Genomic DNA, 26,598 nt, shown 5'->3' with positions numbered 1-26,598 from the left:
ATTTTTCACCCCTCCTGTTGCGTGACTGCTAACGATGATGCATTATTGGTCTATCGTGACTGCTAACGGAGGTTGTTGTGAAGAACGAGGAATCGAAAGGTCCGCTATCTGCGGCCGATCGCCAGAGGATCTACAAAGAGCGTCAGCGCGAAGCTGGTTTTAGGCAAACAACCGTATGGATTCACGGTGAAACAGAGGAGGAGGGCAGGCAGGCAGCTCGGGATGGCAAGCCACTCAAGCCGATGGGAACGAAAGACCCAATGAGCTGGGCGGCAGGATGGATCAGCGAGAAGGGTAAGCAATAACGGTTGAGGTGATGGCTCAAATTTGAGCCATCAGAGAAGAGGTGCCAGGCCGCTGCGTCAACAGCGGCCCGGCGATCACACGACGACTCTTGAAGGTGAACGTCATGCAATTTAGACAGAATACCATCCAAATTTTGGACGCGCACGGCCAGGTCATCACCACGATGGTCCTGCCGGCCAACATCAAGCTGGCCCAGTTGGCACCACTGAAGATCCTCGGCGACATAAGCGTAAGGGTTCTGCCAGGCGCCGCTCCGTTTCGCGGGATCTGCGTAGGAGGTGCGCAATGAGCCAGCAAACCGCTCGCATCGCCGACGAAGCCCTTGAACTGCTGCGCGCCACACACGAACGCATCAGCAATATGCGGGTGCTGTTCAACGCGATCACGAAGGACCTGAAACACGGCAAGTCGCACGACATCGAAGAGCTGGCCAGCCTCGGCAGCTTCCTTGGCTACGACTGGGCGAACTACGTCGACAGCGAAGTTGAACAGATGCAGAAAGCGCTGGATGCCGCGGAGGTGTCTAAATGAGCGCCGATATCAAATCGCGGGACGATCTGAGTTTCACGGTGCGAGACGTTGACGGGCGGTTGATCAACTGGCCACGGAACAATCCCGGCGTGGCGGCTGATTGGCAGAAGGGTATCAACTTCTTCGAGTGCGAAGTACGCGACCTGGCGACTCATGACGAAACTGAAGCGTTCGACGCGATCCGGTTCGCCCTGTCCGGGATGGGCGGACGTTATACCTGCCTTGAACTTGGCTTTATTGAGCGCGTAGCCCTGGCGGCGATGGTCGGGATTCGTGCGCTGCGTGATGGTGCTCAGCCATTCACCCCCGCGGAGATAGACTGAGCAACTACGAAACTTTCGTTGTATCGACGGCACTACCCTGCAACGGGGTGGTGCCTTTTGCTGTGGGAGCGACCCGAGTCAGATCGTCAACTACCGGCCTTTTCCTTTCTCGACTTGATAGATCAGATCCTTCCGTACCTCTTCCGCACATGGGCGACACATCCCGATCTGCGTCCAAGGCAGGAACTCGACAATGAGAAAAGTGAAGCCTCCAGCTCGCTTGCATTTGCCTGCTTGCTGATGGCTGCAGCGGGCCTGTTTGTAAGTCTTAGGTCCCATCTATTAACCCCTGGTGGTGGTAATTTAATAAGGGTGGGATTTTTTCCGTTTACGTACTCCTCCGGAGGCCCCGGTTTTATTGAGAGGTAGTAGGAAAAAATCCCAGTACTCGACCGATCAAGAAAACTAACGGGACGCAACCGGACAATGAAGACGTGATGACTGGGAAAAAATCCCAGTACTACGCGGAAAAATTCCCACCGAAAAACTTGAATTTCAGATGAACTTGAAGCGCGGCGGACCGGGAGATATTTCCAGGTCTTTCCCGGGGCATTCATCAATTGCGGCCCAGGTGATCGCATACAGCGCACAGCGCGCCATTCCTTGCTCCCTACCACCCTTCCGGCTTTCTCTGGTGCGAATGATCAGTCCCGCATTCATCAGCTCAGAGAGGGCTGAGGCAAGCGTTTTAGCGTCCATGGGTTTCCCCTTTGCCATCATCGAGGCAGTGCAAGAAAGGTCGCCGTTGTTGCGGCCGTTGTAGTTCCTGGCCAGCTTGATCAGCACCGTGACTGCCTTAGTCGACAGGTTGTCGAAGGCATCACTGATCAGCAGTCGATAGGGCAGGGCCAGCACTCGACCGCCGCCAAAGTCGACCTTGTATTTTGTCTTTCTGGCCATTCAGCGGCTCACAGGCAGGCGCACGGGGGTGTCCTCAAAACTGAGGAGACCCCCATGCGAACTCTGGTTTACGACGCTTCGCGCATGAGGATGTACTTGGCGACCCGGTGCGGAGGTCGACCCGGCTCGGTCGACTGATGTGTCCAGTAGGTGCGGATTTCGTGCCCCTTTTTCCTGAGGCGCCGAATGGTGCTTGGTGGCTGAACGATGTCGAGCATTTGAGCCGCTTCGACTGAGGAGATCGGGCCGTTTCTTAGCGCCTCGATCATTTTGCGGTCTTGCTCGACCGAAGAATGACGTGTCATAGTTTGCCCTTCACGTTGGTGCTATCCAGTGTGTTTTCGCCAAGGCGGTGTTCCCGCACCGCCTGGGCTATCTCTCCCGCTTCCGTGCGCCATTTATTCCCATCCATGCGACTCACCGCGAGCCCTCACTTGCGGCGCGCTCAATCCACGCTCTCAGCTCTGTCATCAAGATCAGGCGGCGCTTCCCGAGCTTGAAAGCCTTCAATTCGCCCTGAGCGATAACTTCGTAGATCCCCGAGCGCGAGTGCCCAACCAGGCGGGCCGCCTCTTCAACACTTACTGAAATTGGTGTGGCAATAGCGGCTTGCATTCTCTTCTCCTCTGGCTGCTGATTTGGTGCCAGTGGTTGCTAGTCTATATCTTCATTTTCTAAACGTGCAAGCAATTGCTAAACGTATCTGCACGCAACCGGATTGACGAGAGAATGCGAGTCGAGCAAGCTATGGGTGTAGGTCAGTTGGGCTGACCGCATCAGAGCAGATGGAATGGTATGGCCACGAAGACGAGCAAGCGCACTGGCGAGACCAGTACGACAGTGAGTGTCGGAATCCGGATTGATCCGAAAATTAAATTTGCGCTCGATATTATGGGGCGCCTACAGAAGCGCTCATTAACCGCAGTGATCGAGTGGGCAATATCACAGGCCATCACGAACCAGCAGCTCGACACCGGCGGCGAATCTCTGTCATCCGTACTGGATAAAGTGTGGTCCACGGATGAGTCTGTAAGGCTCATAAAATTGGCCCGTCATATGCCAGAAGCCCTGACTTACGACGAACTGAGAATTTGGGAAACGATTAAGGCTACCGGCTATTTCTGGCATAGGAATAAAAGCGGGGGCTACAACCCAGAGACCGGCGAGCTGACAGTGTTCTTGGTTACGGACAACTGGGAAACCATTCTGCAGCACGTCGATCGCCACAAGGGCAGTTCGACTATCGTTCCGCTAAGCGAAGCTGATCTCATACCCTTCTAGATCAGTTCGACCGCCGCCGCCTTGCTGTCAGGGGCAAGGTGGGCATAGCGAAGTGTCATCTTGAGGTCGGCGTGCCCCAGCAGATCCCGGATCGTGTTGAGTGGCACGCCCTTCATGGCCAGTTTCGACGCGAAGGTGTGGCGCAGATCGTGCCAGCGGAAACCACTTACGCCGGCTGCCTTCAGGACGCCATCCCAAGACTTTTTGACGTTATCCATGACGCCACCGGTTTTGCTGGGAAAGACCCTTTCGCCGCTTGATTGATCCTTCCAAGCCTTCACCACCGCGAGAGCCTCTTTATTCAGCGGAATGTGCCTCGTCTGGTCGGACTTCGCCCCCTCGCCGGCGACGGTCAGTGTCTTTTGCTGCAGGTCGATGTCGGGCCAGACCAAATTGAAGAGCTCACCGCGACGAAGGCCGGTGTTTATGCTGACGATGGCCATGGGTTTCAGGTGATCGGCGAACGCCCTCTCTCTCAAGTCTGGCAGCGCTTCCTTTCTCCGCTCGGCGCGCCATTTGTTTGCGCTGTCACGCTCGGCCCTGATTCGCTCTTCTCGATCATCCAGTGCCTGGCGCAAGCGCTGTTCCTCCTCCGCTGACAGGAATCGAACCCGCCCCCGAGTGTCGAGCCTCATCGGCTTGAGCTTCGTCATCGGGTGCTGCTCAAGCATCCCCCACTCGACAGCCTTGGAAATGGCTCCGCGCAGGGCGGCCAGTTTCCTATTTGCCGTGGCATCCTTCAGACCGGCCGCGAGCCACTTCACCCGCATCGCTTCCAGATCGTGCTGCGTTATCTCCGACAGAGCTTTCCCCATCAGCGCGGCGAAACTGTACTCTATAGCGTGCCGCGTCTTTTGGTGGGCCTTGTGATGGGTTTCCAGCCACGGGTAATAGCTGTTCTCCAGATATGACTGGAGCGTGTGCACAGCCCGGCGACTGCTCTTGCCGGCGATCAACGGGGCACCGTGGGCGTGCGCTTCTGCGAGCCAGCGCGCGGCCTCGGTCCGGGCCTGATCGAGAGTCATCATCCCAACGCGGCCCAGGGTGGCGGCCTTGTTTCTGCCCCAGCTCACCATGTAGCTGGCGTGACCACTGGGCAGCACCCGGATCGACAGGCCAGGCTGAGCGGTGTCGTGTATGCGAAATTGCTTTTCCTGAGGCTGAATGCCCGAGAGGGTTTTGGCGGTTATCTTGGTTTTCATACCGAAGCGTCCGTGACAGCAGGATGACAGCAAAAACGACTATACGGGTCTGTTTCGGCGGACTCAACCAGACGTTTGATCCCTGTCGATGCTGGGCCTGGCCCATATTCATTGGGCCAAAAAACGCACTCGTAACGCGAAGGTCGCAGGTTCGATTCCTGTCTCGGGCACCACTTCCCTTATTTCACTTTACGGCTCAGATCTTCGACGGTGCGTTTGAGCTGATCCATCGCCCGATCCTGATCGTTTATTTTCTGCTTCAGATTCGAAATCTCGCTGCTGTTCGAGTTGGAACTGGAACCACTGTTGCGCTTGAGGTCTTCGACCTGGCGGCTGAGCGTATCGAGCTGGCGGTCCTGTTCCTTGACCTTGTTCTTCAGATCTTCGACTTCTCTGCCACTGGAGCTTGAGCTGGAACCGCTGCTGCGCTTGAACTCTTCAATCTGACGCGACTGCTCATTAACGGTGTCGCGCATCTTCTTCAGTTCATCGACACCGATTCCGCTTCTGATCACCACCTCTTTGCCGTAGTCGTTGTGTATGGCGGTAATCTGATCGCCGTAGGAAGGGCTGCTGTTACTCAGTTCAATTGCCATTGCAGTTGCTGGCAGGGCCAGTGTGGCCAGCAGGGCGGTCAGAGCGGTGGCGGACACAACAGAAGAAATCTTCGAAAAGCTGCGCATCACTGGGTTTCCTTGTGAACAGCAAAAGTCAGTGCCGGCATGGCACATCGCTATGACTCAAAATCCGGATTTATGTTCCGCAGGTCAGCTTTTTGTGAGAGAGATGTAAAGAGCCGTGTAATTCGTCATGCAAACGTCCTATATTCGGTGCCTGCATGAGCATCGCCCAGCAGTTTTCAGATGATCCCGAATGGTTCCGAAGGCCGGTCAATCCGCGTCAGAGAGATCCTTGATGATCCAGATCCATCCTCCATTCCTATGATCAGCGAGAACGCCATGACCGAATTAACTCAAGAGCAACGTCACGAACTAGCGCTGGAAAAGTACGTTCTGGACGTACCGGAGCTGAAAGAAGAGATCAAGGACCTGAGTCCTGATGATCAGAAAGACCAGATCCAGTGGGCATTCGAGGACGAAGCCGAAGCCCAGGGCTTGCAGCCGTGGGAACTGACGCTCAAGTACACCAGCACTCCTGAGGAGTTCGAGGCTCAGCGTCTTGTACTGCACAAGGAGGCGGCCGAAGTGTTGGGCGTCGAGTGGCAAGAGTACTGCGAGATGAACAATCTCGTCGTTTGACGAGAGCTGCAAGCTTCAAGCCGCAAGCTACAAGCCGCAAGCTACAAGTCAAAGCAGAACCGTTTGGCTTGCAGCTTGTAGCTTGAAACTTGCCGCTGCTGTTTAAAGGCTCAGACGCATCGACAGATCCACCGCCTTCACATCCTTGGTCATCGCACCGATCGAGATGTAATCCACCCCGGTCTCGGCGATTGGCAGCAGAGTGCTTTCGTTGATGCCGCCGCTGGCTTCCAGTCTGGCTTTGCCGCCGTTGAGGCGAACGGCTTCGCGCATGTCGTCCAGGCTCAGCTCGTCGAGCATGATGATATCGGCGCCGGCTGCCAGCGCTTCCTTCAGCTCCTCCAGGCTTTCCACTTCGACCTCCACCGGTTTGCCCGGCGCGATCTTGTGCGCGGCAGCGATGGCCTGGGCGATGCCTCCGCTGGCGGCGATGTGGTTTTCCTTGATCAGGAACGCATCGTAGAGGCCGATGCGGTGGTTGTGGCAACCGCCGCAGGTCACCGCGTATTTCTGCGCCAGACGAAGGCCCGGCAGGGTTTTACGGGTATCGAGCAGCTTGACCTGAGTCGTCCCGACGAAGTCAGCCAGGTACTGCGCGCGCGTGGCCACGCCAGACAGCAGTTGCAGGAAATTCAGCGCGCTGCGTTCACCGGTCAGCAGTGAGCGGGCCGGCCCTTCCAGATGAAACAGCGGCTGATTCGGTTTGACCCGTTCGCCATCGACCACTTGCCAATGCACCGCGACCCGCGGATCCAGCTGACGAAACACGGCATCGACCCACGCCGTGCCGCAGATGACGGCTGCATCGCGAGTGATGATGGTGGCTTTGGCCAGACGTTCGGCAGGAATCAATTGTGCGGTGATGTCGCCGCTGCCGATGTCTTCGAGCAACGCACGGCGCACGTTGGCTTCGATTTCGGCGGTCAAATCGGCGAGACGTAGATTCGGCATAACGGGCTCCACAAACAAAGTGATTCGATTATAGGGGCATGGCACGAGCCAACCCAAGGTGAGAACTCGCGTGCTTGACTGCATCTGGTCGATTTTCTTTGAGTAAACGTGCTTCAGGCGCGGTCATTGGAGGGTGGCCGGGCATAGGGGAAACCCTGACGCCTCTGGCGTATGGGATAACTTTTACAAGATAATTCGCCGCGCATTTGACGTCATAGGTTTGACGTCTGTGATGGCCAGAATCATTGATATCTGTGCAAGCCCGCTTTCACAGGGATTTGTGTCGATCAGAAGAATCACCGTTCCAGGAGGCTTGGATGCACAACGACGGGAAAGTAGTGCCTTTGCACAAGGTCGCTACGGATCAGGCGAATCACTCGCCACTCGCCCGCCTGCCTGTGATTCTGCTTCAGGTTCGCGACAAGGCCGCTCAACAGTTACGGCACGGCTTGCAGGAGCTGTTTGATAACGCCGACGACACTTTGTTTGAAATGGCTGACCGGGCGCGCAACGACGTCGAACAGAACATCTTTTTCGAAGCCATGCGCGACCTGCGCCTCAAGCGCAAAAACATCGAGCGCGGTTTTCTCGAACAATTCTTCGAGGCCTTTGTCGGCCTCACACAATACGATCCCGTTCACAACACGCTGCCGCGTCCGTTGATGTATGAAGAATCGGCTCCACGCACCGATGACATGGAGCGCAACGTGGCGGTGGAGACCATGGTCGGCCGCGTGCTCAAGCGTGATGGCTTCGCCCTCGATCAATTGACCGCACGACTTGGCGCCTTGCTCGGCAGTACGCTTGATGATCAGCACAATCCACTCGGTCCGGCGCTGCTCTGTGAGTATTTCCTCCAGGCCGGGCGCAACCTGGGCGTCGAGATCAAGGTCAAGTTGATCCTGCTCAAACTGTTCGAGCGCTATGTGCTGGCCGACACTGAGCAACTGTATGCCGAAGCCAATCAACTGCTCAGCGCCACCGGTGTGCTGCCCGAGCTGAAACCGGCACCGGCGCGGCGCGCGATTGATCGCGCGGCCGTCGCCATCAATCGCGAAGAAAGCGATGACCCGGCGCCAGCCGACGAAGGTGTGCAGGAAGTCTTCGCCGCGTTGCAGGAGTTGTTGTTGCATGTGCGCGGCAGTGTCGCGCCAACCCTCGAAACGAGCGCCGCCGCCCAGCCGATCACCACCCGCGACCTGCTGCGCCTGCTCTCGCACTTGCAGCAATATGTGCCGGCGCTGGCGGCGCAGGACGACTTTGATCTGCGCAATCAGCTCGAACAATTGCTGACGCGGGTCAGCGTCAAAAGTGGCAAGTCACGAATCGTCGGTGGTACAGACGAAGATGTGATCAACCTGATCGCCATGGTCTTCGACTGCATCCTCGAAGATCACAATGTGCCGGACTCGCTCAAGGCACTGATCGCCCGCTTGCAGATCCCGATGCTCAAGGTCGCGGTGCTCGATAAAAGTTTCTTTAGTCGCAGCAGTCACCCGGCGCGGCGCCTGCTCAATGAAATCGCCGATGCGGCCATGGGCTGGGGCGACTGCGACGGCGAGACGCGTGACAGCCTGTATCTGCGCATCGAGCAAGTGGTGCAGCGCCTGCTCACCGATTTTGTCGATGACCCGGCGATTTTTTCCGAGCTGCTCGCCGACTTTCTCGCCTTCACCAGCGATGAGCGTCGCCGCAGCGAATTGCTCGAACAGCGGCTGCGTGATGCCGAAGAGGGGCGGGCGAAAACCGAGCTGGCGCGGCGGCGGGTCGAGCTGGCGTTGAATCAGGCGCTGTTGGGCAAAGTCCTGCCACCGTCAGTCGTGACATTTGTACAGGACGCCTGGAGCAAGGTGTTGCTGCTGACCTGCCTCAAGCATGGCGACCAGTCCGCCGAGTGGCAGGCCGATGTGCAGACCATGGAACAATTGGTCTGGAGTGTGCAGCGTCATGCCGACCCGGACGCCGGTATGCGTTTGCTGGCGCTGGTGCCGGGTTTGCTCAAGTCGCTGCGTGATGGCTTGAGCAGTTCGGCATTCGATCCATTTGCGACCAGTGAATTCTTCAGTGAACTGGAAGCGCTGCATGTGCGCGTGCTGGAGCCGTCCACCCAGGCCGACGCGTCTACGTCAACGCCAATGATCGAGGTGTCGCAGCAGATCGTATTGCAGGCAGCCGAAGAGGGCGCGATGGCGCCGGGGGCCGCACGTCTGGCGCATGACGGTGCGGGCCTGCAACAGGTCGATCAATTGCGTGTGGGCAGTTGGGTTGCGTTTCAGGAAGACGATGAAAACACCCTGCGCTGCAAATTGGCGGCGATCATCGAGGCCACCGGCAAATACGTGTTTGTCGACCGCACCGGGATGAAAGTGCGGGAGCGCAGCCGTATCGGTCTGGCCCTTGAGTTCCAGCGTGGTGCGGTGCGTGCGCTGGATGACACCTTGCTGTTCGACCGTGCGCTGGAGTCGGTGCTGGGCAATCTGCGACGACTCAATCGCGCCAAGTGATCGCGCGGCGGGGGGCGATCACGGCATACTGGGCGCCAACACAGTCGGCGTTGAAGGAATCGGTATGCAGTTGGATCCCGCTAGCGGGTGGTGTCACGGGGTGCAGGTGTGCCCATCGCCCAACTTCAATGAACGCCCTGCGGGCGAAGTTTCCCTGTTGGTGATCCACAACATCAGCCTGCCGCCTGCGCAGTTCGCAACGGGCAAGGTGCAGGAATTTTTCCAGAATCGTCTGGATGTCACCGAACATCCCTACTTTGCAGGGATTGCCGACCTACGGGTCTCGGCGCATTTTCTGATCGAACGTGACGGCAGCGTCACCCAGTTTGTCTCCTGTCTTGAACGGGCGTGGCATGCCGGCGTGTCGGTCTTCGAGGGGCGCGAAACCTGTAACGATTTTTCCGTGGGCATCGAGCTCGAAGGCACCGATGATCTGCCGTTCACCGACGCGCAGTATCAGGCGTTGACGGCGCTGACACGCCAGTTGCAAAAAGCATTTCCGGCTATCACCGGCGCGCGCATTTGCGGGCACAGCGACATTGCACCCGGGCGCAAGACCGATCCTGGCCCGGCATTCGACTGGGCGCGTTACCGCGCAGCCCTGGCACAAGAGGAAGGACAATGAGTTTTCTGGTGTTACTGCTGGCGGTCTGGATCGAGAAGTTCTCGGCCCTGCGCCATCGGGTTCAACGCGATGGCGGATGGATCCGCGAACTGCACAAACTCGAAAGCAGCGAGCGACTGGCGACACAGCCATGGCTGGTGCTGACGATTCTGGTGCTGCTACCGGTAGCCTTGCTGGGATTGTTGCTGGTGGTGCTGGAGCCGGTGGCTTATGGCTTGCTGGCCTTGCCAGTGCATTTGCTGGTGGTGATTTACAGCCTCGGGCGTGGCGATTTGCTGGGCGGTCTCGGTCCGTTTCGCGATGCCTGGCGCCGTGAGGATCTGCAAGCAGCGGCGCATGTCGCCAAACGTGATCTGAATATCTGCGCCGACAGCGGTGAGCAATTGCTCGATCGGGTGCAGGGGCATCTGTTGTGGCAGGCCTATCAGAGTTTCTTTGCGGTGATTTTCTGGTATTTCGTGCTCGGACCGGTGGCGGCGCTGGCCTATCGCTTGCTGGCGCTGGCTGAAGAGCACGGTCAAAACCCGGCGCTGGTCGAACGTGCCGCGCAGTTGCGCCATGCGTTCGACTGGTTGCCGGTGCGCCTGCTGGCGGCGAGTTTTGCATTGGTCGGCAACTTCGTTGCGGTCAGTCGCGTGATGCTCCATGAGCTGCTGAACTGGAACATCAGCGCCGCACAGCTGATCAACAAGGTCGGATTGGTCGCAGGGGAAATCCCGCCGCCGGTCGTCGGCCCGGAAGGCATCAACACTCTGGATTGCCTGTGGGAACTGCTGCTGCGCGCGGCGGTGCTGTGGTATGCCGGGTTTGCCTTGTGGACTGTTCTGATTCACTGATCTTTCAGTGAAACTCATTGTGGTGAGGGAATTTATCCCCGATGGGCTGCGCAGCAGCCCCAAAAACCATCCTCCACGATTTATCAGATACAACGCCTATTCCGTTATTGGGGCCGCTTCGCGCCCCATCGGGGATAAATCCCCTCGCCACAATGGTTTTGTGTTGTCCTTGCGTCGTTAACCTTAAGTTACAAAACCTCCCTCCGATTTGAGCTATACAGAGATGGCGCCCGATAGTGGCTATCTGCTGTCTCTGCGCGCCTGCCAATAAAAACAAGAAAAACCAAGGGAGACTTCCAGTGAAGAGCTTGCTCTATCCCGCCGTCTCGCTGATGAACCGTCTGAGCTTCGGCATGAAGTTCAGCCTGATCAGCGTGCTGTTCCTGGTGCCGATGCTGGTGACCAATTTCTACCTGGTGCGCGATTCCTATCGCGAATTCCAGGGCACCCGCGTCGAGCTGCAAAGCCTCGACCTGCTCGGGAGCAGCCTGACCCTGCGCCGGGATCTGGAGACGCTGAACAATCTGGTGCAGATCAACGTCACCCTCGGCCAGTCCGGCAAGGCCGGCAATGTCGAAGCGCAGATCAGCAGCCTTGAACAAGCCGTGCTCACACGTCTGCAAGGGTTAGTGGCAATGACCGACGATCCGGAACAGATCAAGGTGTTCGACGGCAAACGCGATGAAATGATTGCTGCGTTCAAAGCCCAGCAAGCGGAAAACTCCCTGCAAAGCAAAAGCGCGCTGATCGGCAAGCTGCTCGCCAGTGCGCAGATTTTCAGTCAGATCATCACCAGTCAGGCCGGTCTGAGCCGCGACAATCAAGGCGACATTCGTCAGCTCAGCGAACTGGTGACCCTGATTACGCCGACGGTGACGCAAACCCTCGGCGAAGGCCGGGCCATGGGCTCGTATTCGTTGGGGCAGGGCTTTCTCAACAGTTCGTCGAGCACACGTTTTGATGAGCTGCTGGTGCAGATCGAAAAACTGCAGGCCGAATACGGTCTGAAATTGCAGGACGCCCTCGGCTCCAGCAAAGCCGCGCGCGAATCCCTCAGCGCTGCGGCCGACACCAGCAAGGCCTCGCTGAAACAGGCCAGCGAACTGTTCGAAGAGCAAGTGGTGATGGCCGACACGCTCGATGCACCGTGGCAGGCGTTTTATGATCAGGTCACCGGGCTGATGGACAAGACCTACCAGCTCAACGAAGCCACCCTGAAGTTCCTCGACACTCAACTGCAGCAACGACTGGCGCAGAACCGCACGCACATGGTCTTGCAGGCTGCGGCGCTGTCGGTGGTGTTCGTGCTGATTTTCTATCTCTACGGCGGTTTCTACGCCTCGACCCGCACCACGCTCAAACGTCTTGGCGCGATGATGGACAAAGTTGCGGCAGGCGACATGACGGTCAATTTCAAAGCCAACAGCCGCGATGAATTGGGTGAGTTGGGCGAGGTGTTCAACGGCACGGTGAGGAAGATTCACGATTTGATCGAACGGGTCGGCCATACCGTCAGCGAAGTCGAGCGTCAGGCCGGGCAAGTTGAAAATGTCTCGGCGCAAAGCAATCAGGCGGTGGCCGGCCAGCGTACGCAAATCGAGCAAGTGGCCACCGCGATGAATCAGATGTCGGCGACCTCACTGGAAGTGGCGCGCAGTGCTGCTGCGGCGGTGAGCAGTGCCCACAGTGTGAATGACGAGACCATCAGCGGGCGGGGCCTGGTGGAGTCGCAGCAGGGCAGCATCGCTGCGCTGGCCAGCGAAATCGATCAGTCGGTGTTGGTGATCAACCAGCTCGCCAGCGACAGCCAGTCGATCAGCCGCGTACTGGAAGTGATCAAGAGCATCGCCGAACAGACCAATCTGCTGGCGCTCAACGCCGCGATCGAGGCGGCCCGGGCGGGTGAGCAGGGGCGCGGTTTTGCGGTGGTGGCGGATGAAGTGCGCACCCTGGCCAAGCGCACGCAGCAATCGACCGAAGAGATCGAACAGATGATCGCCAAGCTTCATGGCGGCGTCGGCGCGGCGGTGAAAGCCATGGGCGTCAGCCATCAGATGGCCAGCGGCACGGTCGGGCAATCGGAAAAGGTCCAGCAGGCACTGGAAAACATCCTCGGTGCCGTAGGCATGATCGTCGACCAGAACCAGCAGATTGCCGCCGCCGTCGAGCAGCAAACGGCGGTGGCCCATGACATCGACCAGAACATCGTCGAGATCAACCGCGCCGGTGAACGCACGGCGCAAGGCGCACACCAGACCGAAGACGCCAGTCGGGCGTTGTCGGCGCAGGTGGTGGAGCTGAAACAGCTGATCAGCGCGTTCCGGGTCTAGGCTTTACACAAATTCCTTGTAGGAATGAGCCTTTATGGTGAGGGGATTTATCCCCGATGGGGCGCGAAGCGCCCCCAATGCCTGAGTTAGAGATTTATCAAACATGTCGTCGATTTTTTGGGGCCGCTGCGCAGCCCATCGGGGATAAATCCCCTCGCCACAAAGATTCCCTCCGCAAGCGGCAGGGCGTTATCAGAAACTCTTGTAATACTTTTCCACTTTGAGTCGTAGGCCGAATCCTGTTTTTCTCCCAGCGCTGGCGTTCCGTCATCAATGAGCCAGTATTCCGGTTCATCTGATCGCGTAGAGGAGGCCACTCATGTCCGTTGCAACCTTGGGAATCCAGGGCCGCTGTGCCCATTGCGAGCAGACGCTGGTGCTCAAACCCTGGCAACTCAACGCTATCGCGATCCATGAATCGTTCACCTGCGAGCACTGTCAGCAAGCCTTGGAGCTGCGTTGTCCCAAGCAGATCAAACGCTTCAAGTCGCTCGATTCACTGGCGTTGTTGCGCTTCAGCGCTTCGATGACGGTGTGCACCGCGTTGCTGGTGGCGCTGGTGATGGAATGGCTGGGGCTGCTGAGCGTCACCGAACAGTTGAACGCCTCGCTGATCACGATTTTCGTGTACTTCGTGGTCGTTCGTTATGCGCGCCAACGTCAACACATAACGCTGATTCTCGAGGCTGCCAAGGCTCACGCCGATTGACTACCAGCCAAACACCGCGCAGCTGTTGGCGGTGCTGGTGGCGGCCAGTTGTTCGGGGCTTACGTTCAGGATTTGCGCCAGCGCCGCGCAGATCGCCGGCAGGTGCGCGGGGCTGTTGCGCTGGCCGGGGAACATGGCGGGCGCCATGTCCGGTGAGTCGGTTTCCAGCACAATCGAATCCAGCGGCAAATCCGCCAGGACCCGATGCATGCGCAACGCCTGCGGCCAGGTCGGCGCACCACCCAGGCCAAGTTTGAAACCGAGTTTGATGTACTCGCGCGCCTCTTCACGGCTGCCGGCAAACGCATGGATGATCCCGGCGCGTTTGAGCTTGAAGCGCTTGAGCGTGGCAATCACCGCCGCGTGACTGCGCCGTACATGGATCAGCGCCGGCAAATTGAAATCCGCCGCCAGTTGCAACTGCGCTTCGAACAGCGCCTGTTGCCGCTCGCGGTCGAGGGTTTCGATGAAGTAATCCAGACCGATTTCGCCCACCGCACACAACTGTCGATGACCGCGCAATCGCGTCAGCCAGTCGCCGAGGGCCTGCAAGTCTTCAGGTCGATGCTGATCGAGATAGACCGGATGCAAACCGAACGCTGCGTACAAGTCAGCGTCGCTCTGCACCAGATCCCATACCCGCTGCCAGTTACCCTCATACACACCCAACACCACCATCCGCCGCACCCCGAGGGCGCGGCTTTCGCCGAGCAACGCCGCGCGGTCGGCGTCGAAGTCGGGGAAGTCCAGGTGAGTGTGGCTGTCGATCAGCTCCACGCTTCAGTCCCGGTGAATACGTTGTTTGAAGGTGCGCGCAATGGCTTGCACGCCAGGCTGGTAATCCGATTGCTCGACGGCGGCCAGCGCCAGTTCCAGCGCCTTGTCGGCGATCAACTGGTGCTGCTGGGCCATGGCGTTGACCGGTAGCGGCAGGAAATCCAGCAACTGCGTGTCACCGAAGGTGCCAAGGCGCAGCGGCCTCGACTTGAGCGGGAAGTCATGCAATGCGTCGAACACGCCCTGCAACAGCACGTAGGAAGTGGTCACCAGCGCATCCGGTAAATGCCCCAGACGTTGCAGGAGTTCTTCCATCAATTGCTTGCCGCACTCGCGACTGAACGATTCGGCATGTTCGACCAGCACTTCGCCTTTGAAATCGCCCAGCGCTTCTTTGAAGCCAGCCGCACGTTCCTGGCTGATGCTCAATTCCGGGCGAGCGCCGAGCAGGACGATCTGCTTGAGCTGCGGATCGAGCAGGCTCTGGGTCAGGTGCAGGCTGGCCTCGCGGTCGTCGCTGATCACCGAGCAAAAATGCTCGGGTTCCATGACCCGGTCGATGGCGATGATCGGCAGGCCCTTGGCCTGCAACTGGCGGTAGCTGTCATCCCCGGCCGGCAGGCAACTGGCAACGATCAGCGCATCGCAGCGGCGCGCTTTGAACAATTGCAGCAATTGGCGCTCGCTGTCCGGCGCATCGTCTGAGCTGGCGATCAGCAGTTGATAACCACGTGCCCGCGCGCCTTGTTCGAGCAGTTTGGCGATCCGCGCGTAACTGGGGTTTTCCAGGTCCGGCAAAATGAAGCCCAGTGTGCGCGTGTGCCGACTGCGCAGCCCGGCCGCTTGTGGATTGGGCGTAAAGCCATGCAGATCAACCACCGCGCGCACGCGCTCGACGGTCGCGTTGCTGATGCGTTGCTGTTCGGCCTTGCCGTTGATGACGTAGCTGGCGGTGGTCACGGACACTCCGGCCAACCGCGCGATATCACTGAGTTTCAACCCGGGATTTCCTTGTTGTTTCGAGCATGCCGCGAGATTTTCGCCAATCCTACCCGATTAGGGCAGACGACTTATTGCCTACGCGCATCCGACAAGTTGGACTTCAAGGATGGGACATTATCGAGTAACGTGCCGATCAATCTAGATTAAACGTTTCAGCAAGCGTATTTTCTACGTTTTAGACGCCTTTGGCCGGTTCTGCCGTGAAACCGCCAAAACTGCCCCTGAAAAGGATGGCCCAGAGCGCCTAAGCTGCAAACCATTCAAAACAATACCTGGCTCTTTGAAGGGCCAAAAAGGAGATCGCATGCTCGAGCTCACTATAGAGCAGATATCCATGGGCCAATCGGCTGTGGATAAATCCGCTGCCCTGCAATTGCTGGCCAATCACCTGGTGGCCGATGGACTGGTCGCTGATGGTTACCTTGCCGGATTGCAGGCGCGCGAGGCCCAGGGCTCGACCTTTCTCGGTCAAGGTATTGCCATTCCCCACGGTACGCCCGAGACCCGCGATCAAGTATTCGCCACTGGCGTTCGCCTGATGCAGTTTCCCGAGGGCGTGGATTGGGGCGATGGCCAGATCGTTTATCTGGCGATCGGGATTGCGGCCAAATCCGATGAACACCTTCGTCTCTTGCAACTGCTGACCCGGGCCCTCGGCGAGACCGATCTCGGTCAGGCCCTGCGCCGCGCCAGTTCGCCCGAAGCACTGCTGAAACTGCTGCAAGGTGCGCCGCAGGAACTGGCGCTGGATGCGCAGATGATCGGCCTCGGTGTTTCGGCTGATGATTTCGAAGAACTGGTCTGGCGCGGCGCGCGCCTGCTGCGTCAGGCCGATTGTGTGAGCAACGGCTTTGCCGGCGTGTTGCAGCAAGTCGAAGCGCTGCCGCTGGGCGATGGTTTGTGGTGGCTGCACAGCGAGCAAACGGTGAAGCGTCCGGGCTTGGCGTTCGTCACCCCGGACAAACCGATGCGTTACCTCGGCCAGCCGCTCAGCGGCTTGTTCTGTCTGGCCAGTCTCGGCGAAGCGCATCAGGCGTTGCTCGAGCGTCTGTGCGCGTTGCTCATCGAAGGTCGCGGCCACGAATTGGGCCGCGCCACCAGCAGCCGTAAAGTCCTCGAAGTGCTCGGTGGTGAGTTGCCCGCCGACTGGCCGAGCGCACGCATTGCGCTGGCCAACGCCCATGGCTTGCACGCGCGACCAGCGAAGATTCTGGCGCAACTGGCGAAGAGCTTTGACGGCGAAATCCGCGTACGCATCGTCGACAGCCAGGACAGCGCCGTGTCGGTGAAGAGCCTGAGTAAACTGCTCAGCCTCGGCGCCCGTCGTGGTCAGGTGCTGGAGTTGATCGCCGAACCGAGCATCTCTGCCGATGCCTTGCCCGCGTTGCTCGCCGCCATCGAGGAAGGCCTCGGCGAAGAAGTCGAGCCGCTGCCGGCCGTCAGTCAGCAGCGCGAAGTGATCGCCGACATCGCCGAAGTGGTGATCGCGCCGGCGTCCGGCAGCCTGCTGCAAGCGATTCCCGCCGCCCCCGGCATTGCCATCGGCCCGGCGCACATTCAAGTGCAGCAAACCATCGAATACCCGTTGCGCGGCGAATCTGCGGCCATCGAGCGCGAGCGTCTCAAGCAAGCCTTGGCTGATGTCCGTGCGGACATCCAGGGCCTGATCGAACGCAGCAAGGCCAAAGCCATCCGCGAGATTTTCATCACCCACCAGGAAATGCTCGACGACCCGGAACTGACCGATGAAGTCGACACGCGCCTCAAACAGGGCGAAAGCGCTGAAGCGGCGTGGATGGCGGTGATCGAAGCGGCAGCGAAGCAGCAGGAATCCTTGCAGGATGCCTTGCTCGCCGAGCGTGCGGCGGACCTGCGCGACATCGGTCGCCGGGTGCTGGCGCAACTGTGTGGCGTGCAAACCCCGAGTGAACCGGAGCAGCCGTACATTCTGGTGATGGACGAAGTCGGCCCGTCCGACGTCGCACGGCTCGATCCGGCGCGGGTGGCGGGGATTCTTACCGCTCGCGGCGGGGCCACGGCACACAGTGCAATCGTCGCCCGTGCTCTCGGCATTCCGGCGCTGGTCGGGGCTGGCGCAGCGGTGCTGCTGCTGGCGCCGGGCACGCCATTGCTGCTCGACGGCCAGCGTGGTCGCCTGCACGTCGATGCTGATGCGGCAACGCTGCAACGCGCCACCGAAGAACGCGACACCCGCGAGCAGCGCCTCAAGGCTGCTGCCGAACAACGTCACCAACCGGCGCACACCACCGACGGCCACGCCGTCGAAGTGTTCGCCAACATCGGCGAAAGCGCCGGGGTGGTCAGCGCGGTGGAGCAGGGCGCCGAAGGCATTGGCCTGTTGCGTACCGAACTGATTTTCATGGCCCACCCGCAAGCGCCGGACGAAGCCACGCAGGAAGCAGAATACCGCCGCGTCCTCGATGGCCTTGCCGGGCGTCCGTTGGTGGTGCGCACGCTGGATGTCGGCGGCGATAAACCGCTGCCGTATTGGCCGATCGCCAAGGAAGAAAACCCGTTTCTCGGCGTACGCGGTATTCGCCTGACCTTGCAGCGTCCGCAGATCATGGAAGCGCAATTGCGCGCCTTGCTGCGTGCGGCCGACAACCGTCCGCTGCGGATCATGTTTCCGATGGTCGGCAGCGTCGAGGAGTGGCGTCAGGCCCGCGACATGACTGAACGTCTGCGTCTGGAAATCCCGGTCGCCGACCTGCAACTCGGCATCATGATCGAAGTGCCGTCCGCCGCTCTGTTGGCGCCGGTGCTGGCAAAAGAAGTCGATTTCTTCAGCGTTGGCACCAACGACCTGACGCAATACACCCTGGCCATCGACCGTGGTCATCCGACCCTGTCGGCGCAGGCTGATGGCTTGCATCCAGCGGTGCTGCAACTGATCGACATCACCGTGCGCGCCGCGCATGCCCATGGCAAATGGGTCGGTGTCTGCGGCGAGCTGGCGGCAGATCCACTGGCGGTGCCGGTGCTGGTCGGCCTCGGTGTCGATGAACTCAGCGTGTCGGGTCGCAGCATTGCCGAAGTGAAAGCGCGTATTCGCGAACTCAGCCTTACCCAGGCGCAAACCCTTGCTCAACAAGCCCTCAGCGTGGGCAGCGCCAACGAAGTGCGTGCATTAGTGGAGGCCCTGTAATGGCCAAGATTCTCACCCTGACCCTCAACCCGGCGCTGGACCTCACGGTCGAGCTGTCACGCCTGGAGGCCGGTCAGGTCAACCGCAGCGACGAGATGCACACCCACGCCGCCGGCAAGGGCGTGAACGTCGCGCAGGTGCTGGCCGATCTCGGGCATCAACTGACGGTCAGTGGTTTTCTCGGCGAAGACAACCTGCAAGCGTTCGAAACCCTGTTTGCCAAACGCGGCTTTGTCGACGCGTTCATCCGCGTGCCGGGCGAGACGCGCAGCAACATCAAAGTCGCCGAGCGCGACGGCCGTATCACCGACATCAACGGTCCGGGTCCGGTGGTCGATGCCGCCGCGCAGCAGGCGTTGCTTGAGCGTCTGGTGCAGATCGCGCCGGGGCATGACGCGGTGGTGGTCGCCGGCAGTTTGCCGCGCGGCGTCACGGCGCAGTGGTTGCGTGAACTGATTGAGCGACTGAATCAGCTTGGTCTGAAAGTCGCCCTCGACAGCAGCGGCGAAGCCTTGCGTGCGGCGTTGCAGGCCAGTCCGTGGCTGATCAAACCGAACACCGAAGAACTCGCCGATGCCCTCGGTTGCGAGGTGGTTTCCCACGCGGCCGAGGCGCAGGCAGCGGTGCGTTTGCATGCGCAAGGCATTGAGCATGTGGTGATTTCTCACGGTGCCGATGGGGTCAACTGGTTCAGCGTCGGTTCGGCACTGCATGCCACGCCACCGAAAGTCAGCGTCGCCAGCACAGTGGGTGCCGGTGACTCGTTGCTGGCCGGCATGCTGCACGGTTTGCTCAGCGTCGACACGCCTGAGCAAACCCTGCGTACGGCCACCGCAATCGCGGCAATGGCGGTCACGCAGATCGGTTTTGGCATCAACGACAGCGCGCAACTGGCGCAGCTCGAACAGGGCGTGCGCGTGCGCCCCCTGACAGAACAATAAGAGGGTTTGTCATGAAGTTAGCCATTGTTACGGCGTGCCCGAACGGCATGGTCACCAGTGTGCTGTGCGCGCGTTTACTGGATGCGGCGGCTCAGCGTCAGGGCTGGAGCACCAGCGTTGAAGTGGTGGACGCGGCGCACCCGGAACGTGAATTGTCGGCGGCGACCATCGAAGCGGCGGAGTGGGTGTTGCTGGTGGCCACCGGTGACGTCGACATGACGCGTTTTATTGGTAAACGCGTCTTTCAAATTGCTCCGGCGCAAGCCCTGCAAGATGTTGAAGCGGTGCTGCGACGTGGTGCCGAAGAAGCCGAGGTTTATGTCGCCAGCGAAGCCGTTCCCGCTGCCGTTGCGCAGCGTGCCCCACGCATTGTCGCGATCACCGCATGCCCCACCGGAGTCGCCCATACCTTCATGGCGGCCGAGGCGTTGCAGCAAACCGCCAAGCGTCTCGGTTATGACTTGCAGGTCGAAACCCAAGGCTCGGTCGGTGCGAAAACCCCGTTGAGCGCGACGGCAATTGCCGAGGCTGACGTGGTGCTGCTGGCGGCGGATATTGAAGTTGCCACCGAGCGTTTTGCCGGCAAGAAAATCTACCGTTGTGGCACCGGCATCGCATTGAAGCAGTCGGAAGCCACGCTGAAAAAAGCCCTCGCCGAAGGTCAGGTGGAGAGCGCCGCGAGCGACGGCAAGACCCCCGCCAAACAAGAGAAAACCGGTGTCTACAAACACCTGCTGACCGGCGTTTCGTTCATGCTGCCGATGGTGGTGGCGGGCGGTTTGATGATCGCGCTGTCGTTTGTGTTCGGCATCACCGCGTTCAAAGAGCAAGGCACGCTGGCGGCTGCATTGATGCAGATCGGCGGGGAAACCGCGTTCAAGTTGATGGTGCCGCTGCTGGCCGGTTACATCGCCTACTCGATTGCCGACCGCCCAGGTCTGGCGCCGGGGATGATTGGCGGTTTGTTGGCGAGCACGTTGGGGGCCGGGTTTATCGGCGGCATTGTGGCTGGTTTCATCGCCGGTTATGCGGCCAAGGCGATCAGTCGATACGTCGCATTGCCGCAAAGTCTTGAGGCGCTGAAGCCGATTCTGATCATTCCGCTGTTCGCCAGTCTGTTTACCGGTCTGGTGATGATTTACGTGGTCGGCAAGCCTGTGGCGGGCATGCTCGCCGCGCTCACGCAGTTCCTCGACAGCATGGGCACCACCAACGCGATTCTGCTGGGGATCGTGCTCGGCGGCATGATGTGCGTCGACCTCGGTGGGCCGATCAACAAAGCCGCGTATGCGTTCTCGGTGGGGCTGCTGGCCTCGCAGAGTTATGCACCGATGGCGGCGACGATGGCCGCAGGCATGGTGCCGCCGATTGGTCTGGGTATCGCCACGTTCATCGCCCGGCGCAAGTTTGCCCAGACTGAGCGCGAGGCCGGCAAAGCGGCGCTGGTGCTGGGGCTGTGCTTTATCTCCGAAGGCGCGATTCCGTTTGCCGCCAAAGATCCGCTGCGGGTGATTCCGGCGAGCATTGCCGGTGGTGCATTGACCGGGGCTTTGTCGATGTACTTCGGCTGCAAACTGATGGCGCCGCACGGTGGTCTGTTTGTGCTGGCGATTCCGAATGCGATCAATCACGCGCTGCTGTATCTGCTGGCGATTGTCGCGGGGAGCTTGTTGACGGCCGTCGTATATGCAACGGTCAAACGGCCTGAGGCCGTCGAGCTGGCGCTGGAACCCGCGAAGGCTTAACTGACAAAATACCCCCCCTGCAGGAGCGAGCCTGCTCGCGATAGCGTTCTGTAAGTGACATGAATGTTGGCAGATTGACCGCTATCGCGAGCAGGCTCACTCCTACATTGGATTTGTGGTGTGTCTGGTGTCATGGCGAGTTCATACAGCCGTGCTTTAGTTTTCCTTTTCTCAGGGAGAACAGCATGAGCGATTTCAATCTCGGTCGCCGTCGGGTCATGCAAGCCGTTGGCGCCGGGCTGCTGATGCCCGGGCTGGCGCCGGCGGTGATCGCCTCGGTCAAGGACCGGCCGCAACTCACCGATGGCGTACAGTCCGGCGACCTGCAAGGCGACCGGGCGATGATCTGGAGCCGCAGCGATCGTCCCGCATGGATGGTGGTCGAGTGGGACACCCGCAGTCAGTTTCGCAACCCACGTCGGGTGATCTCGGCGCTCGCCGATGCCCACAGTGATTTCACCGCTCGCGTCGAACTCACCGGGCTGCCCGCCGATCAGGCGATTTTCTATCGCGTGTATTTCAAGGACGCCCGCACGGGTGTCGCCAGCGAACCGTGGCTCGGCCATTTGCGCAGCGCCCCGACGGCGCGGCGCAATATCCGTTTCGTCTGGAGCGGCGACACCGTCGGCCAGGGCTTCGGCATCAACCCGGATATTGGTGGCATGCGCATCTACGAAGCCATGCGCCTGCGCCTGCCGGACTTCTTTATCCACAGCGGCGACACCATCTACGCCGACGGCCCGGTGCCGGCACAACTGACCACTGAGGGTGGCCGTGTGTGGCGCAACCTCACCACAGAAGCCAAGAGCAAAGTCGCCCAGACCCTCGACGACTATCGTGGCAATTATCGCTACAACCTGATGGACGAAAACATCCGCCGTTTCAACGCCGAAGTGCCGCAGATCTGGCAGTGGGACGACCATGAAGTGGTCAACAACTGGTCGCCCGGCAAGCAACTGGATGAGCGCTATCAGGAAAAAGATATCCACACCCTGGTCGGCCGCGCACGAAAAGCCTGGCTGGAATATTCGCCGATGCGTTTGCAGGCCGCCGACGGTGGCGGGCGGATTTATCGCAAGGTGAGTTATGGGCCGATGCTCGATGTGTTCGTGCTCGACATGCGCAGTTATCGCGGGGCGAACGACGACAACCTCGGCGCGGCGAAACCGTTTCTGGGGCGCGAACAACTGGACTGGCTCAAGCGCGGATTGAAGAAGTCGAAAGCCCAATGGAAAGTGATCGCCGCCGATATGCCGATTGGTCTAGGCGTGCCGGATGGCGAGGTGAGTCCGGGTGTGGCGCGTTGGGAGGCGGTGGCCAACGGTGATCCTGGCCCGGCTCAGGGACGTGAACTGGAGATCGCTGAACTGCTCGGATTCCTGCGTGCGCAGCAGGTGCGCAATTTCGTCTTTCTCACGGCAGACGTGCATTACTGCGCGGCGCATCACTATCACCCGGATCGTGCAGCGTTTCAGGATTTCGAACCGTTCTGGGAGTTTGTTGCGGGGCCGTTGAATGGCGGGAGTTTCGGGCCTAATCCGTTGGATAAAACCTTTGGGCCGGAGGTCGTGTTCGAGAAGGCGCCGCCGACACAAAACGCTTCGCCGTTTGCCGGGTTTCAGTTTTTTGGCGAGGTGAATATTGAAGGGCAGAGCGGGGAGATGAGTGTGGTGTTGCGGGATTTGAATGGGGTGGCGGTGTTTGAGCGGAAGCTGCAGCCGGTTTGATTTTTCAAGATCAAAAACCCCTCACCCCAGCCCTCTCCCAGAGGGAGAGGGGGCCGACCGCATTGTCTTGAGTCATACGCCGACCTGAAAGACCGAGTTGATTATGGATCTGACACTGCGAGTGAGCGGCGATTATGGATCTGGCACTGCGATTGAATGGCGTTGATGGATTTGGCGCTACGAGCGAATGGCGATTATGGATTCGGCACAGCGCTTTCAGGTCGGCGTAACTCTCCAGCATCCCCCAATCAGTCCCTTCTCCCTCCGGGAGAGGGTTAGGGTGAGGGGCTTTTCCGATCTGCCGCAATTCGAATGATCTGCTCCAGTACATCCCCCATCTGCTGAAGCACCTCCAGATTGCTAAACCGCACAACCTCAATGCCCTGGCGTTGAAGGAATAGCGTCCGCCGCCGGTCGTGAATCACAGCCGCCGTTTCAAAGTGCTGACCGCCGTCCAGTTCGATCGCCAACTTCAACTCAACACAATAAAAATCCAGAACATACGGCGGACAGGGAAACTGCCGGCGGAATTTCAGATTGGCGATCTGGCGCGAGCGCAGTCTTTGCCAGAGCAGGTGTTCGCAGTCGGTTTGGTGGGTGCGTAAGTGGCGGGCGAATTGAGCGAGGGTAGGGCGGTTTTGCATGCTTCACGATCCTTGTGAAGTGGCTGGAAATTTCACTGTAGCTCACACCCCTCACCCCGGCCCTCCCGAAACGTCGGACCGCCCGGGGGGAGAGGGGGCCTACGGAGTTGTTTCAGGTTGTACATCGACCTGAAAGACCGAGTCGATTATGGATTCGGCACAGCGCTCTAATATCGACGTTGGATTCAGCACAGCGTTTTCAGGTCGACGTAACTCTGTAGCATCCCCCAATCAGTCCCCTCTCCCTCGGGAGAGGGTTAGGGTGAGGGGCTCTTCGGCATTTTCAGTAAACATCGCGGCGATAACGGCCCTGCTCAATCAGGCTTTCTACCTCAGCAGCACCAAGGATCTCATTGAGCACCTGATCAACCCCGGAAGCCATCCCCTGAAGGCTGCCGCAGATGTAAATCACCGCTCCCTCGGTCAGCCATTTTTTCAATTCATCGGCAGACTCACGCAAGCGATCCTGCACATAAATCTTCTGTTCCTGATCCCGCGAAAACGCCAGATCCAGCCGCGCCAGATCTCCGTTGATCAACCACTCCTCCAGCTCCGCACGGCAAAGGAAATCGTACTCGCGATTGCGTTCGCCAAACAGCAACCACTGGCGTTGCTGACCGTTGGCAATCCGCGCCTTGAGCAGACTGCGCAACCCGGCCAGACCCGTGCCGTTACCGATCAGAATCATCGGCACTGGCTGATTCGGCAGGTGGAAACCGCTGTTGCGCCGCACCCGTAAACTGATGCTGCCGCCCACCGGCGCATGCTCGGTCAGCCAGCCGGAGCCGATGCCGAGGCTGCCGTCGGAGTGCTGTTCCTGACGCACGATCAACTCCAGCACGCCGTCGGCGGCAATCGAGGCGATCGAGTATTCGCGCATGGCCAGCGGCACCATCGCATCGACCAGCGCCTGCGCATGCAGACCGACCAGATGGGCGCGATGCTCGGGCAGTTGGCGCGAGGCGAGTGCCACTTCCAGCGGCTCGTCGAGGCCGTTTATTTTCACCAGGGTTTCGCCACGAATGCCGAGGCCGTCGAGGAAGTGTTCGATCACCCACGGGCAGTTGCGCGGCAGCACTTCCACCAGATCACCGGCCAGCCAGCTGCTGGTGCTCGGAGCGCTGAGGCCCAGCAGATAAACCGGCGAACCGCTGCTGTCCGGGTTCATCAGCTCACGGCGCAGCAGCGTCCAGTTGTCGTAGCTCGGCGCTTGCCAGGTGTCGACCGGCGCTTGCCCGGTGAGCAGGCCGAGCTGGGTTTGCCAGTGACGCAGGGCGTACGGATCGCCGCTGTCGACTTCCACCGGGGCGAACAGGGTCTTGCCACCGTGTTCGCTCAGCCACTGATGCAGGCGATGGGCGAAACCACAGAAGTGCTGATACTGACGATCACCCAGCCCGAGCACGGCGTAATTCAAGCTGTCGAGGGCGGCGGCATTGCCCAGCACCTTGCGCTCGAAACCACGGGCGCTGTCCGGTGCCTGACCGTCACCAAAAGTGCTGACCACAAACAGCGCGTTATTTGATTCGCGCAGATCCTGCTCGCTGACATTGGCCAGCGGCTGCACTTTCACCGGCAACCCGGCGGCCTGCAATTGGCCGGCGGTCTGCCACGCCAGCTGCTCGGCGAAACCGCTTTGGCTGGCGAAGCCGATCAGCCATGCCGGCGCATCACCGGCCGGTTCTTGCAGACCTTTGCGCGCATCCTTGATCTGCTTTTTCTTGCGGCGACGATCAAGGTACAGCAGCCATCCGGTGATGAAGAACAGCGGCATGCACACCGCCGCGAGGGTGATGATGATGCGCCCGACGAGGCCGAAATAGCTGCCGACGTGCAACGCATAAATGCTGGTCAGCAGTTGCGCCTTGAAGCTCTTGTCGGCATAGCGATCGACGCGTTTGACGATGCCGGTGGCCGGGTCGAGGGTGATCTGGTTCAGGGCGCGATCATGCGGTGAGCTGTCGAGCAGATAGAACACCGTCGCCGGTTGACCGGCCACCGCCGGCATGCGGATGTTGTAGGCGGCCAGACCCGGGCCGGCAGCGCTGTAGATGCTGCTCCACATCGCCGCGTAATCGGCCGTCGGTGCCGGGCCTTCTGGCGCCGGCCCGCGACCGCCGCGCACGCGCTCGTTTTGCGGCGCGTCGGATAGCAATTTTGTCAGGCCTTTGTTGTACCACTCGTACGACCACGACAACCCGGTCAGCGCCAGCAGCAGATAGACCAACAGGCACCAGGTGCCCGCCACCGAGTGCAGATCCCAGTTGAAGGTGCGGCCCTTTTTCTGCCAGTCCAGGGTCAGCCAAACGCGCCAGCTGTTCCACTGGCGCGGCCAGCGCAAATACAGACCGGAAAGGCAGAAGAACAACAGGATCAGGGTGCAGGCGCCGGTGATGTTGCGCCCGGTGTCGCCCATGGCGAGGAAGCGGTGCAGTTGCAGCATCAGGCCGAAGAAATCCTGGCCGACGGCGTCGCCCATGAACTCGCCGGTGTACGGATCGAAGTAACGCATTTCGCCACGGCGCTCGCCTTTGGGCGGGGTGAAATACACGCGTGCCGCGTTGCCGCTGTCGGTTTCGACCCAGAGCATCGAGACTTTCTTCGCCGAAGTGGCTTCGATGCGCTCCACCAGTTCAACGGGCGGCAGGACGCCAGCGACTTGTTTTTCCACCTGCAGCACTGAAGGGTTCAGCGCCCGCAGGATCTCGTCCTGAAACGAATAGGCCGCGCCGGTGATGCCCATCAAGGCCAGCACCAGGCCGGCGGTGATGCCAAAAAACCAGTGCAACTGGAACAGGGTTTTCTTCAACACGTCACTCGCCGTCCATTCGGAAATTGT

Annotated in this window: 25 protein-coding genes; 15 read left to right on the top strand and 10 right to left on the bottom strand. The window is 59.8% G+C overall.

The annotated features are described in order from the left end of the window. The first annotated feature begins 77 nt into the window (after window positions 1-77). From AC3WMT_RS06425 to AC3WMT_RS06410, 4 genes are all read left to right on the top strand, one after another. The gene (locus AC3WMT_RS06425) at window positions 78-305 is read left to right on the top strand and encodes a hypothetical protein (RefSeq protein ID WP_103303188.1); all 228 of its coding nucleotides are present in this window, start codon (window positions 78-80) and stop codon (window positions 303-305) included. Window positions 306-409: 104 nt separating this feature from the next. After that, window positions 410-595 carry a hypothetical protein gene (locus AC3WMT_RS06420; RefSeq protein ID WP_103303187.1) on the top strand — a complete coding sequence of 62 codons (186 nt, stop codon included), beginning with the start codon at window positions 410-412 and terminating at the stop codon, window positions 593-595. Next, window positions 592-837, top strand: coding sequence for a hypothetical protein (locus AC3WMT_RS06415; protein WP_103303186.1), 246 nt, complete (start codon window positions 592-594; stop codon window positions 835-837). Before AC3WMT_RS06420 ends, AC3WMT_RS06415 begins: the two co-directional genes overlap by 4 nt. Further along, a complete protein-coding gene (locus AC3WMT_RS06410) occupies window positions 834-1,160 on the top strand; it encodes a hypothetical protein (RefSeq protein WP_103303185.1) in 327 nt (108 codons plus the stop codon). Before AC3WMT_RS06415 ends, AC3WMT_RS06410 begins: the two co-directional genes overlap by 4 nt. 495 nt (window positions 1,161-1,655) lie before the next feature. On the opposite strand, the gene AC3WMT_RS06405 is transcribed toward AC3WMT_RS06410, so the two are convergent. From AC3WMT_RS06405 to AC3WMT_RS06395, 3 genes are all read right to left on the bottom strand, one after another. After that, window positions 1,656-2,060, bottom strand: a complete 405-nt coding sequence (locus AC3WMT_RS06405) for a hypothetical protein (RefSeq protein ID WP_103303184.1) — start codon at window positions 2,058-2,060, stop codon at window positions 1,656-1,658. Window positions 2,061-2,128: 68 nt separating this feature from the next. Then, the gene (locus AC3WMT_RS06400) at window positions 2,129-2,365 is read right to left on the bottom strand and encodes a helix-turn-helix domain-containing protein (protein ID WP_103303183.1); all 237 of its coding nucleotides are present in this window, start codon (window positions 2,363-2,365) and stop codon (window positions 2,129-2,131) included. A 112-nt stretch (window positions 2,366-2,477) separates the two neighbouring features. After that, on the bottom strand, window positions 2,478-2,675 hold the full coding sequence (locus AC3WMT_RS06395) for a helix-turn-helix domain-containing protein (protein ID WP_103303182.1): 198 nt from the start codon (window positions 2,673-2,675) through the stop codon (window positions 2,478-2,480). A 180-nt stretch (window positions 2,676-2,855) separates the two neighbouring features. On the opposite strand from AC3WMT_RS06395, the gene AC3WMT_RS06390 reads away from it, so the two are divergent. After that, window positions 2,856-3,341, top strand: a complete 486-nt coding sequence (locus tag AC3WMT_RS06390) for a hypothetical protein (RefSeq protein ID WP_103303181.1) — start codon at window positions 2,856-2,858, stop codon at window positions 3,339-3,341. Here AC3WMT_RS06390 and AC3WMT_RS06385 read toward each other — a convergent pair. Both AC3WMT_RS06385 and AC3WMT_RS06380 read right to left on the bottom strand, forming a co-directional pair. Beyond that, window positions 3,338-4,543: a site-specific integrase gene (locus tag AC3WMT_RS06385; RefSeq protein ID WP_103303180.1), complete on the bottom strand. Its 1,206-nt coding sequence runs from the start codon at window positions 4,541-4,543 to the stop codon at window positions 3,338-3,340. The two genes, AC3WMT_RS06390 and AC3WMT_RS06385, sit on opposite strands and share 4 nt — an antisense overlap. 179 nt (window positions 4,544-4,722) lie before the next feature. Next, entirely contained in the window at window positions 4,723-5,226 is a 504-nt protein-coding gene (locus tag AC3WMT_RS06380; protein ID WP_103303179.1) for a hypothetical protein, read from the bottom strand. Window positions 5,227-5,502: 276 nt separating this feature from the next. Here AC3WMT_RS06380 and AC3WMT_RS06375 point away from each other — a divergent pair, with 276 nt between their 5' ends. Then, the gene (locus tag AC3WMT_RS06375) at window positions 5,503-5,802 is read left to right on the top strand and encodes a DUF6388 family protein (protein ID WP_103303289.1); all 300 of its coding nucleotides are present in this window, start codon (window positions 5,503-5,505) and stop codon (window positions 5,800-5,802) included. Window positions 5,803-5,904: 102 nt separating this feature from the next. Here AC3WMT_RS06375 and nadC read toward each other — a convergent pair whose 3' ends face one another. Then, window positions 5,905-6,753 (bottom strand): carboxylating nicotinate-nucleotide diphosphorylase, encoded by an 849-nt coding sequence (gene nadC, locus AC3WMT_RS06370; protein ID WP_103303178.1) that lies wholly within the window; start codon window positions 6,751-6,753, stop codon window positions 5,905-5,907. A gap of 317 nt (window positions 6,754-7,070) precedes the next feature. On the opposite strand from nadC, the gene AC3WMT_RS06365 reads away from it, so the two are divergent. The 5 genes from AC3WMT_RS06365 to AC3WMT_RS06345 all read left to right on the top strand — a co-directional run bounded on the left by AC3WMT_RS06365 (window position 7,071) and on the right by AC3WMT_RS06345 (window position 13,757). Next, on the top strand, window positions 7,071-9,257 hold the full coding sequence (locus AC3WMT_RS06365; RefSeq protein ID WP_103303177.1) for a DUF1631 domain-containing protein: 2,187 nt from the start codon (window positions 7,071-7,073) through the stop codon (window positions 9,255-9,257). 64 nt (window positions 9,258-9,321) lie between these two features. Continuing rightward, entirely contained in the window at window positions 9,322-9,882 is a 561-nt protein-coding gene (gene ampD, locus AC3WMT_RS06360) for a 1,6-anhydro-N-acetylmuramyl-L-alanine amidase AmpD (protein ID WP_103303176.1), read from the top strand. After that, window positions 9,879-10,718 (top strand): regulatory signaling modulator protein AmpE, encoded by an 840-nt coding sequence (ampE, locus tag AC3WMT_RS06355; protein WP_103303175.1) that lies wholly within the window; start codon window positions 9,879-9,881, stop codon window positions 10,716-10,718. Before ampD ends, ampE begins: the two co-directional genes overlap by 4 nt. 299 nt (window positions 10,719-11,017) lie before the next feature. Further along, window positions 11,018-13,048, top strand: a complete 2,031-nt coding sequence (locus tag AC3WMT_RS06350; protein ID WP_103303174.1) for a methyl-accepting chemotaxis protein — start codon at window positions 11,018-11,020, stop codon at window positions 13,046-13,048. 319 nt (window positions 13,049-13,367) lie between these two features. Continuing rightward, window positions 13,368-13,757 carry a hypothetical protein gene (locus AC3WMT_RS06345; protein WP_103303173.1) on the top strand — a complete coding sequence of 130 codons (390 nt, stop codon included), beginning with the start codon at window positions 13,368-13,370 and terminating at the stop codon, window positions 13,755-13,757. On the opposite strand, the gene AC3WMT_RS06340 is transcribed toward AC3WMT_RS06345, so the two are convergent. Together AC3WMT_RS06340 and cra are read right to left on the bottom strand one after the other, a co-directional pair. After that, window positions 13,758-14,534, bottom strand: coding sequence for a TatD family hydrolase (locus AC3WMT_RS06340; RefSeq protein ID WP_103303172.1), 777 nt, complete (start codon window positions 14,532-14,534; stop codon window positions 13,758-13,760). Between the two features lie 3 nt (window positions 14,535-14,537). Beyond that, window positions 14,538-15,533 carry a catabolite repressor/activator gene (gene cra, locus AC3WMT_RS06335; RefSeq protein ID WP_103303171.1) on the bottom strand — a complete coding sequence of 332 codons (996 nt, stop codon included), beginning with the start codon at window positions 15,531-15,533 and terminating at the stop codon, window positions 14,538-14,540. Window positions 15,534-15,840: 307 nt separating this feature from the next. Between cra and ptsP the strand changes: the two genes are divergently transcribed. The 4 genes from ptsP to AC3WMT_RS06315 all read left to right on the top strand — a co-directional run bounded on the left by ptsP (window position 15,841) and on the right by AC3WMT_RS06315 (window position 23,115). After that, window positions 15,841-18,702 (top strand): phosphoenolpyruvate--protein phosphotransferase, encoded by a 2,862-nt coding sequence (gene ptsP, locus AC3WMT_RS06330; RefSeq protein WP_103303170.1) that lies wholly within the window; start codon window positions 15,841-15,843, stop codon window positions 18,700-18,702. Further along, a complete protein-coding gene (gene pfkB, locus AC3WMT_RS06325; protein WP_103303169.1) occupies window positions 18,702-19,643 on the top strand; it encodes a 1-phosphofructokinase in 942 nt (313 codons plus the stop codon). Before ptsP ends, pfkB begins: the two co-directional genes overlap by 1 nt. A gap of 11 nt (window positions 19,644-19,654) precedes the next feature. Then, on the top strand, window positions 19,655-21,388 hold the full coding sequence (locus tag AC3WMT_RS06320) for a PTS fructose-like transporter subunit IIB (protein ID WP_103303168.1): 1,734 nt from the start codon (window positions 19,655-19,657) through the stop codon (window positions 21,386-21,388). Window positions 21,389-21,573: 185 nt separating this feature from the next. Then, window positions 21,574-23,115, top strand: coding sequence for an alkaline phosphatase D family protein (locus AC3WMT_RS06315; RefSeq protein ID WP_103303167.1), 1,542 nt, complete (start codon window positions 21,574-21,576; stop codon window positions 23,113-23,115). A gap of 275 nt (window positions 23,116-23,390) precedes the next feature. On the opposite strand, the gene AC3WMT_RS06310 is transcribed toward AC3WMT_RS06315, so the two are convergent. Together AC3WMT_RS06310 and AC3WMT_RS06305 are read right to left on the bottom strand one after the other, a co-directional pair. Then, window positions 23,391-23,759 carry an endonuclease domain-containing protein gene (locus tag AC3WMT_RS06310; RefSeq protein WP_103303166.1) on the bottom strand — a complete coding sequence of 123 codons (369 nt, stop codon included), beginning with the start codon at window positions 23,757-23,759 and terminating at the stop codon, window positions 23,391-23,393. A gap of 283 nt (window positions 23,760-24,042) precedes the next feature. Further along, window positions 24,043-26,571 carry a PepSY domain-containing protein gene (locus AC3WMT_RS06305; RefSeq protein ID WP_103303288.1) on the bottom strand — a complete coding sequence of 843 codons (2,529 nt, stop codon included), beginning with the start codon at window positions 26,569-26,571 and terminating at the stop codon, window positions 24,043-24,045. Between the last annotated feature and the right edge of the window lie 27 nt (window positions 26,572-26,598).

The organism is Pseudomonas sp. FW305-7 (assembly GCF_058786735.1).
Note: the sequence above shows the minus strand (reverse complement) of the source record. Positions and strands in the feature narration are given on the sequence as shown.